The organism is uncultured Mailhella sp. (assembly GCF_944324575.1).
In the GTDB taxonomy this organism is placed as follows: Bacteria; Desulfobacterota; Desulfovibrionia; order Desulfovibrionales; family Desulfovibrionaceae; genus Mailhella.
On record NZ_CALUWV010000103.1, the window covers coordinates 1 to 7,509 of the forward strand.

At 61.5% G+C, this 7,509-nt stretch carries 4 protein-coding genes; 3 read left to right on the forward strand and 1 reads right to left on the reverse strand.

Going from position 1 to position 7,509, the window contains the following annotated elements; genetic code table 11:
- Nucleotides 1-223, reverse strand: a 223-nt coding sequence (locus tag Q0J81_RS09690) for a hypothetical protein (protein WP_294447482.1), incomplete at its 3' end; no start/stop codon positions are given.
- Between the two features lie 378 nt (nucleotides 224-601).
- On the opposite strand from Q0J81_RS09690, the gene Q0J81_RS09695 reads away from it, so the two are divergent.
- The 3 genes from Q0J81_RS09695 (at nucleotide 602) to Q0J81_RS09705 (ending at nucleotide 6,826) form a co-directional block, all read left to right on the forward strand.
- Nucleotides 602-2,023: an amidophosphoribosyltransferase gene (locus Q0J81_RS09695; RefSeq protein ID WP_294447483.1), complete on the forward strand. Its 1,422-nt coding sequence runs from the start codon at nucleotides 602-604 to the stop codon at nucleotides 2,021-2,023.
- A gap of 6 nt (nucleotides 2,024-2,029) precedes the next feature.
- Nucleotides 2,030-3,067 carry a phosphoribosylformylglycinamidine cyclo-ligase gene (gene purM, locus Q0J81_RS09700; RefSeq protein WP_294447484.1) on the forward strand — a complete coding sequence of 346 codons (1,038 nt, stop codon included), beginning with the start codon at nucleotides 2,030-2,032 and terminating at the stop codon, nucleotides 3,065-3,067.
- Between the two features lie 84 nt (nucleotides 3,068-3,151).
- Nucleotides 3,152-6,826: a phosphoribosylformylglycinamidine synthase gene (locus Q0J81_RS09705; protein WP_294447485.1), complete on the forward strand. Its 3,675-nt coding sequence runs from the start codon at nucleotides 3,152-3,154 to the stop codon at nucleotides 6,824-6,826.
- Nucleotides 6,827-7,509: the final 683 nt, after the last annotated feature.

Below are 7,509 nucleotides of genomic sequence, written 5' to 3' on the forward strand. Positions count from 1 at the left end.
TCTCTCCGGGCCGCCTCTTGCGAAACGACGCGAAAACGGCTAAATTATTCTTTTCCTCCTCCTTCAATACGATGAAGCGAACGACATGAGCAGTCAGACGGCCCTGCCCGAACTTTTCCGCAGAACAATGTCCGCCGGGCGGACGCGCCCCGTCGTGGCGCACCGCAGACCGGAGCATTCCGTCGCGATCGTTGTCCTTCACTTCTGCGGGCAGGCCTTCCATGCCGTCCCGGCCGGTCTGCCGTGGCTCTTCCGCCCGAAAAACACGGCTTTCTGCACTCTCGCCCGCATCCGAAAGGGGAGAACCATACGTACGGCAACCAGGGGCAGCCGTCCTGCGAAGGACAAAGCTGCCCTTTTCCGTTCCTTCTGCACGAAGGCGGCCCGTCCGCTCCCGTGCCGCTCCGTTCTGCCGCTCGCCCGCCTTGTCCGGTGGGAAGAACCGGTCGCGTCTCCATTCCATCTTCAGGCCTGGAAAGCCCTTTTCAGCCGGACAGGGAGACTGCTTCCTGAAGCTTCAGGAGGATGCCGACAGACAGAACGGCATACCGACAGACCCCATGAACCTTTCCACACCTCTTTCGCATAAGGAGCGAAATCTATGGGAGGATTTTTCGGAGCCATCTCCAAACAGGACTGCGTACTGGACATCTTCTTCGGCGTGGACTACCACTCGCATCTCGGCACGCGCCGGGGCGGCATGGCCATATACGACCGAAAGCTGGGTTTCCAGAGGCAGATTCACGACATTGAGAACACTCCGTTCCGCACCAAGTTTGAAAAGGACCTTGCCGGCTTCCACGGCTGTGCGGGCATAGGCTGCATAAGCGACATTGACCCCCAGCCGCTTCTGGTCCGTTCCCATCTCGGACTGTACGCCATCAGCACCGTAGGCATCATCAACAATGCCGAACGTCTGGCGCGCGACTACTTCTCCAGCCGCGGCCATCAGTTCATGGCCACAAGCTCCGGCAAGGTCAATCCCACGGAACTCGTGGCCGCGCTCATCAACCAGGAAGACGACATCGTTTCGGGAATCCGTCACGCTCAGGATGCCATTGAAGGCTCCATGACCATCCTGCTGCTTACGGAAGATGCCATCATCACGGCCAGAGACAGAATGGGGCGTCTGCCCGTGCACATCGGAAAAAGCGCTCTCGGCCACAGCGTGTCCTTCGAATCCTTCGCCTATCACAAGCTCGGCTATGAAGACGCCTACGAACTCGGCCCGAGCGAAATCGTGCGCATCACGGCCGACGGCTACGAAACGCTTTCTCCGGCGAAAACCTGCATGAAGATATGCGCCTTCCTCTGGACGTACTACGGCTACCCCAACTCCAACTACGAAGGCGTGAACGTCGAGCTCATGCGCTACCGCAACGGCGAAATCATGGCACGCGACGAAATGGCCCGAGGCACGCTGCCGGCGGTGGATCACGTGGCCGGCGTGCCCGATTCCGGCACGCCTCACGCCATAGGCTATGCCAACCGCTGCAAGCTGCCCTTCGCCCGTCCCTTCGTGAAGTACACGCCCACCTGGCCGCGCTCCTTCATGCCCGCCAATCAGGCCGTGCGCAATCAGGTGGCCAAAATGAAGCAGATTCCCGTTCCCGAGCTCATCCAGGGCAAGAAGCTTCTCTTTGTGGACGATTCCATAGTGCGCGGCACGCAGCTTCGGGAAACCGTGGACTTTCTTTTTGAATCCGGCGCAGCCGAAGTGCATATGCGCTCCGCCTGTCCGCCCATCATGTACAGCTGCAAATATCTCAATTTCTCCCGGGGCAACTCCGACATGGATCTCCTGGCCCGGCGCATCATTCAGGAGCTGGAAGGCGACGAAGGACAGCGTCACCTCGAGGAATATGCCGACGCCTCCACTGCGCGCGGCAAGAGCCTGCTTGACGCCATCTGCCGAAAGATGGGATTCGACTCGCTCGGCTATCAGTCCCTCGAAGGGCTCATTGAGGCCATAGGCATCGACAGGGAGAAAATCTGCACCTACTGCTGGAACGGCAAAGGATAACACACCATGAACAATTCCCATTCCGCATCCTACGCTGCCGCCGGCGTCAACATCGAGGCCGGCTACGAAGGCGTGCGCCTCATGAAGCGTCACGTCGAGCGCACCATCATTCCCGGCGTCGTCTCCGATCTCGGCGGCTTCGGCGGTCTCTTTGAACCCGACACCACGGGCATGAACCGCCCCGTGCTCGTTTCCGGCACCGACGGCGTGGGCACAAAACAGCGCATCGCCCAGCTCATGGACAAACACGACACCGTGGGCATCGACTGCGTGGCCATGTGCGTGAACGACATCGTCTGCTGCGGCGCAAAGCCTCTGTTCTTCCTCGACTACATCGCCATAGGCAAAAACGATCCCGAAAAGGTGGCCACCCTCGTTTCCGGCGTGGCTGAAGGCTGCGTGCAGGCGGGCTGCGCCCTCATCGGCGGCGAAACGGCCGAACATCCCGGCGTCATGGATGCCGACGACTACGATCTTGCCGGCTTCTCCGTGGGCATGGTGGACCGCGAAAAGGTCATAAGCGCCTCGTCCATGCGCGAAGGCGACGTCATTCTCGCTCTGCCCTCCTCCGGCATACACTCCAACGGGTACTCGCTCGTGCGCAAGGTGTTCGACGTCGAGCACGGCGACCTTGCGAGATACTGCGACGACCTCGGCCAGACTCTCGGCGAGGCGCTGCTTACGCCGACCATCATCTATGTGAAGCCCGTACTTGCCGCCATTGCCGCAGCAGACGTGCACGGCATAAGCCACATCACGGGCGGCGGCTTCTACGAAAACGTGCCCCGCTGCGTGCCCGACGGTCTCTGCGCCAGAATTGAAAAGGCCGCCGTAAAGATTCCGGCCATCTTCCCCATGCTCCAGAAAGCCGGCGACATTCCCGAACGTGACATGTTCAACACCTACAACATGGGCGTGGGCATGACCGTCATCGTGTCCCGCGACACGGCCGACAAGGCCATGGAAGCCCTGAAGTCCGAAGGCTGCAACGCCTATGTTCTCGGCGAAATCACTGCCGGCGAGGAAAAGGTCGTCCTCGCCTGATGGCGGCCGCACCCGCAGAGCGCGGGTGCGGTTCCTTCTTCTGCATCATATGCGGCAACGCCCTGCCGCAAAAGGATATCAAGAATGGTACGACGCATCTATGTAGAGAAAAAGCCCGCCCTGAGACATGAAGCCGGAGCGCTTCTTGCCGAACTGCGCACGCTGCTGGGCATCTCTTCCCTTGCCGGTCTGCGGCTCGTCAACCGCTACGACGTGGAAGGACTGGACGAAGACGCATTTCAACGCGCGGTGAAGACCGTCTTTTCCGAGCCTCAGGTGGACGATGCCTTCGAGCATCTTCCCGAGGGCGACTATACGCCCTTTGCCGTGGAATATCTGCCCGGCCAGTTCGACCAGCGCGCCGACTCCGCCAGCCAGTGCATACAGCTCATGACTCAGGGGGAGCGCCCCGCGGTACGCACGGCGCGCGTGTTTCTGCTGTCGGGAGATCTCTCGGAAGGCGACGTGGAAAAAATCAAGCGTTACCTCATCAACCCCGTGGAAGCGCGCGAGGCCTCCCTTGAGCCTGTGGACACTCTGCGCGTGGAATGCGAGCATCCTTCGAACGTAAGCACCGTGGAAGGATTCACCACGCTGGACGAAGCCGGACTCTCCGCCCTGCTCGACACTCTCGGACTGGCCATGGATCTCGACGACCTCAAGTTCCTTCAGGCCCATTTCCGCGATGATGAAAAACGTGATCCCACCATTACCGAAGTACGCGTAGTGGATACCTACTGGTCCGATCACTGCCGACACACCACCTTTTCCACGCACATCGACAAGGTGGAAATTCTGGATGAAGAAACGCTTGAAGCCTACAAGCGCTACCTTGCCGCCCGCGTGGAAGTGTACGGAGAAGAAAAGGCCGCCGCACGTCCGCAGACGCTCATGGACATGGCCACCATCGCGACCAAGGCGCTGAAGAAGCGCGGCAGGCTCGGCAACATGGACCAGAGCGAGGAAATCAACGCCTGCTCCATCCACGTGACCGCCACGGTGGACGGCGAGGAGCAGGACTGGCTGCTCATGTTCAAGAATGAGACCCACAACCATCCCACGGAAATCGAGCCCTTCGGCGGCGCGGCCACCTGCATAGGCGGCTGCATACGCGACCCGCTCTCCGGCCGCGCCTACGTCTATCAGGCCATGCGCGTCACCGGCTGCGGCGATCCGCGCACGCCCGTTTCCGAAACCATTCCCGGCAAGCTTCCCCAGCGCAAGCTGGCTCAGACGGCCGCCGCGGGCTATTCCTCCTACGGCAACCAGATAGGTCTTGCCACGGGCATGGTTTCCGAGGTCTATCATCCCGGATATGTGGCCAAACATCTGGAAGTAGGCGCCGTGGTGGCCGCCGCTCCGGCTGGCAATGTGGTGCGCGAGCGCCCCGCTCCCGGCGACATGGTCATTCTTCTCGGCGGACGCACCGGCCGCGACGGCATAGGCGGCGCCACAGGCTCGTCCAAGAGCCACAACCGCAAATCCCTCGTCACCATGGCTTCGGAAGTGCAGAAAGGCAACGCGCCCGAAGAACGCAAGATACAGCGCCTGTTCCGCAACGGCGACGTCACCCGGCTCATCAAGCGCTGCAACGACTTCGGCGCGGGCGGCGTGTCCGTGGCCATAGGCGAGCTTGCGCCCGGTCTTGAAATCAATCTCGACGCCGTGCGCAAGAAGTACGACGGCCTGGACGGCACGGAGCTCGCCATTTCCGAATCGCAGGAAAGCATGGCCTGCGTGGTGGCCGCCAAGGATGCCCCCGCCTTCATTGCCGCGGCGGAAAAGGAAAATCTGGAAGCCTACCAGGTGGCCGTGGTTACCGAAAGCCCGCGCATGGTCATGAACTGGCAGGGCAACACCATCGTCGATCTGTCCCGAGCCTTCCTCGACACCAACGGCGCGTCCAAGCACACCAGCATATATGTGGAGGCCAAAGACCGTTCCGCCATGAACGCTCCTGCAGCAACAAGCCTGCGGGGAACGGCAACAAGCCTCAAATGCGCCTCACGCCGCGGCCTTGCCGAACGCTTCGACTCCACCATAGGTGCGGGCTCCGTGCTCATGCCCTTCGGCGGCCTGCGTCAGCGCACGCCGGCGCAGGCCATGGCCGCCCTGCTGCCCGTGCTTCCCGGCCATGAAACAAAAGACTGCTCCGTCATGGCCTGGGGATTTGACGCTGACCAGATGAGCGTGGACCCGTACAAGGGCGCCTACCGCTCCGTGATCACCTCCGTGGCCCGTCTTGCGGCCGCCGGATGCGACTACAAAAAGGCCTACCTCTCCCTTCAGGAATACTTTGAAAAGCTGCGCGACGAACCGAAGCGCTGGGGCAAGCCCTTTGCCGCGCTTCTCGGTGCTCTTGACGCTCAGCTGGGCCTCGAAGTCGCGGCCATCGGCGGCAAGGATTCCATGTCCGGTTCCTTCCTCGACATGGACGTGCCCCCCACGCTCATTTCCTTCGCCATTGCTCCGGCAAAGACCGACGACGTGCTTTCCCCCGAGTTCAAGGAAACCGGACACCCCGTGTGTCTCTTCGCTCCGAAGGATGAGAGCGCCGAAGCTGTGAAGAACTGCTGGGACACGTTTGCCGCCCTGCACGCCCAGGGAAAGGTGAAGGCCGCCTGGGCCGTGGAAAACAGTCTGGCCGAAGCCGTCATGAACATGTCCTTCGGCAACGGCATCGGCTTTTCCTCCTGCACGGATGCGGACTGGTATGTCCCCATGCCCGGCGCCATTGTGGCGGAGCTCACCGAAGAGGCCGGCCTGTGCCTCGGCACGACCACGGCGGACTCTGCCGTGACTCTCGGCAGCGACTCCGCTTCCATCGACGAGCTCATGGCCCTGAATGAATCCGTGCTTGAGGACATCTACCCGAACCGCACGAAGAGAGACGAAGCCGCCGTACCGCTCATAAGCTCGGACAAGGAGCCCGTGGCCGTTCCCCGCGTCGGTGCAGCAAAACCCCGCGTGGTCATTCCCGTATTCCCGGGCACCAACTGCGAATACGACAGCGCCCGCGCCGTCATGCGCGCAGGCCTCGAACCTGAGATCATCGTGCTGCGCAACCAGTCCGCCGCCGAAGTCTCGGCCTCGGCAGCACGCTTTGCAAAGGCCGTGCGCGACAGTCAGATCATCTTCGTGCCCGGCGGATTCTCCGGCGGCGACGAGCCCGAAGGATCCGGCAAGTTCATTACGGCCTTCTTCCGCAACCCCGAAGTCACCGACGCCACCATGGATCTGCTCAAGCAGCGCGACGGACTCATGCTCGGCATCTGCAACGGCTTCCAGGCGCTCATCAAGCTCGGCCTCGTGCCCTACGGCGAGATCATCGACACCGACGATGCCTGCCCCACCCTCACCTTCAACGTCATAGGACGCCATCAGTCGAAAATCGTGCGCACGCGCGTTTCTTCCCGGCTTTCTCCGTGGCTCAAGAAGGCAGAAGTGGGAGAGATCATCTCCGTGCCGGTGTCCCATGGCGAAGGGCGCTTCCTGTGCAGCCCCGAACTTCTCAAAAAGCTCGCGGCAAACGGCCAGATAGCCACGCAGTACGTGGATCTCGACGGCAATCCCACCATGGACGTGGACTTCAACCCCAACGGCTCCGCCTGGGCCGTCGAGGGCCTCACCTCCCCCGACGGACGCGTGCTCGGCAAAATGGGTCACTCGGAACGCACCGGCGCAACGCTCTATAAAAACGTGCCCGGCAACTACGACCTCCATCTGTTCGAGTCCGCCAGAGACTACTTCTCCCTGTAGAAGAAGGAAAAGGCGGGAAACGCAGAAAAGACAGAAAAGACAGGAAAGGCATGCGGGGGGAATAATTCCCCCCGCGCCCCCTTGTTTCGCCTTGCGGCTGCGCCGCGCGGCGGGCATCGTGCGGATGTAACTGGCGGGCTTTGAAAAAGCGGCAAATCGGAAGGCTTGCCGTCAGGACCGGAAGGCTTGGCGGGCACGTTTCGGGCTTCGTAGTCAGTGCAGGCGTGCGCGGCTGCGCCCGCCTGCCGTCGCCGACCGATGTCCCCGCTTTCGCGGGCACATCGGTGTTGATGGAAGGATTTCCAGATTTTAAAAAGAGAGCGACGGATCAGCGTTCGGAAAAACTCTCGCCGGTACGACCAGCCTTTTGCAACGTCAAGACAGGCTGTCTCTGCAAAAGTCAAACCGACCTCTCCCCCCTCGGGCCCCGGACGACGGCAGGAGCCCGGCCGACGGCCGCAAGTAGCCGGAATTCACTTCCGGCGTTAAACGCAGCCGCCGTCGTGCAGGCTGAAGGCCCGTACAGTGTGTCTTGCGCTGAAAGGCAGACGAGATACCCCGAAACAGACCGGACAAGACTCACTCCGCAAACGCGTGTTCTTCAAAATCGAAGGACACGCGTTTTTCATGCCCGTAAAACGCAGACCATCCCTCCGGGCAGAGAACGTTCCGCCAGGCGGCCC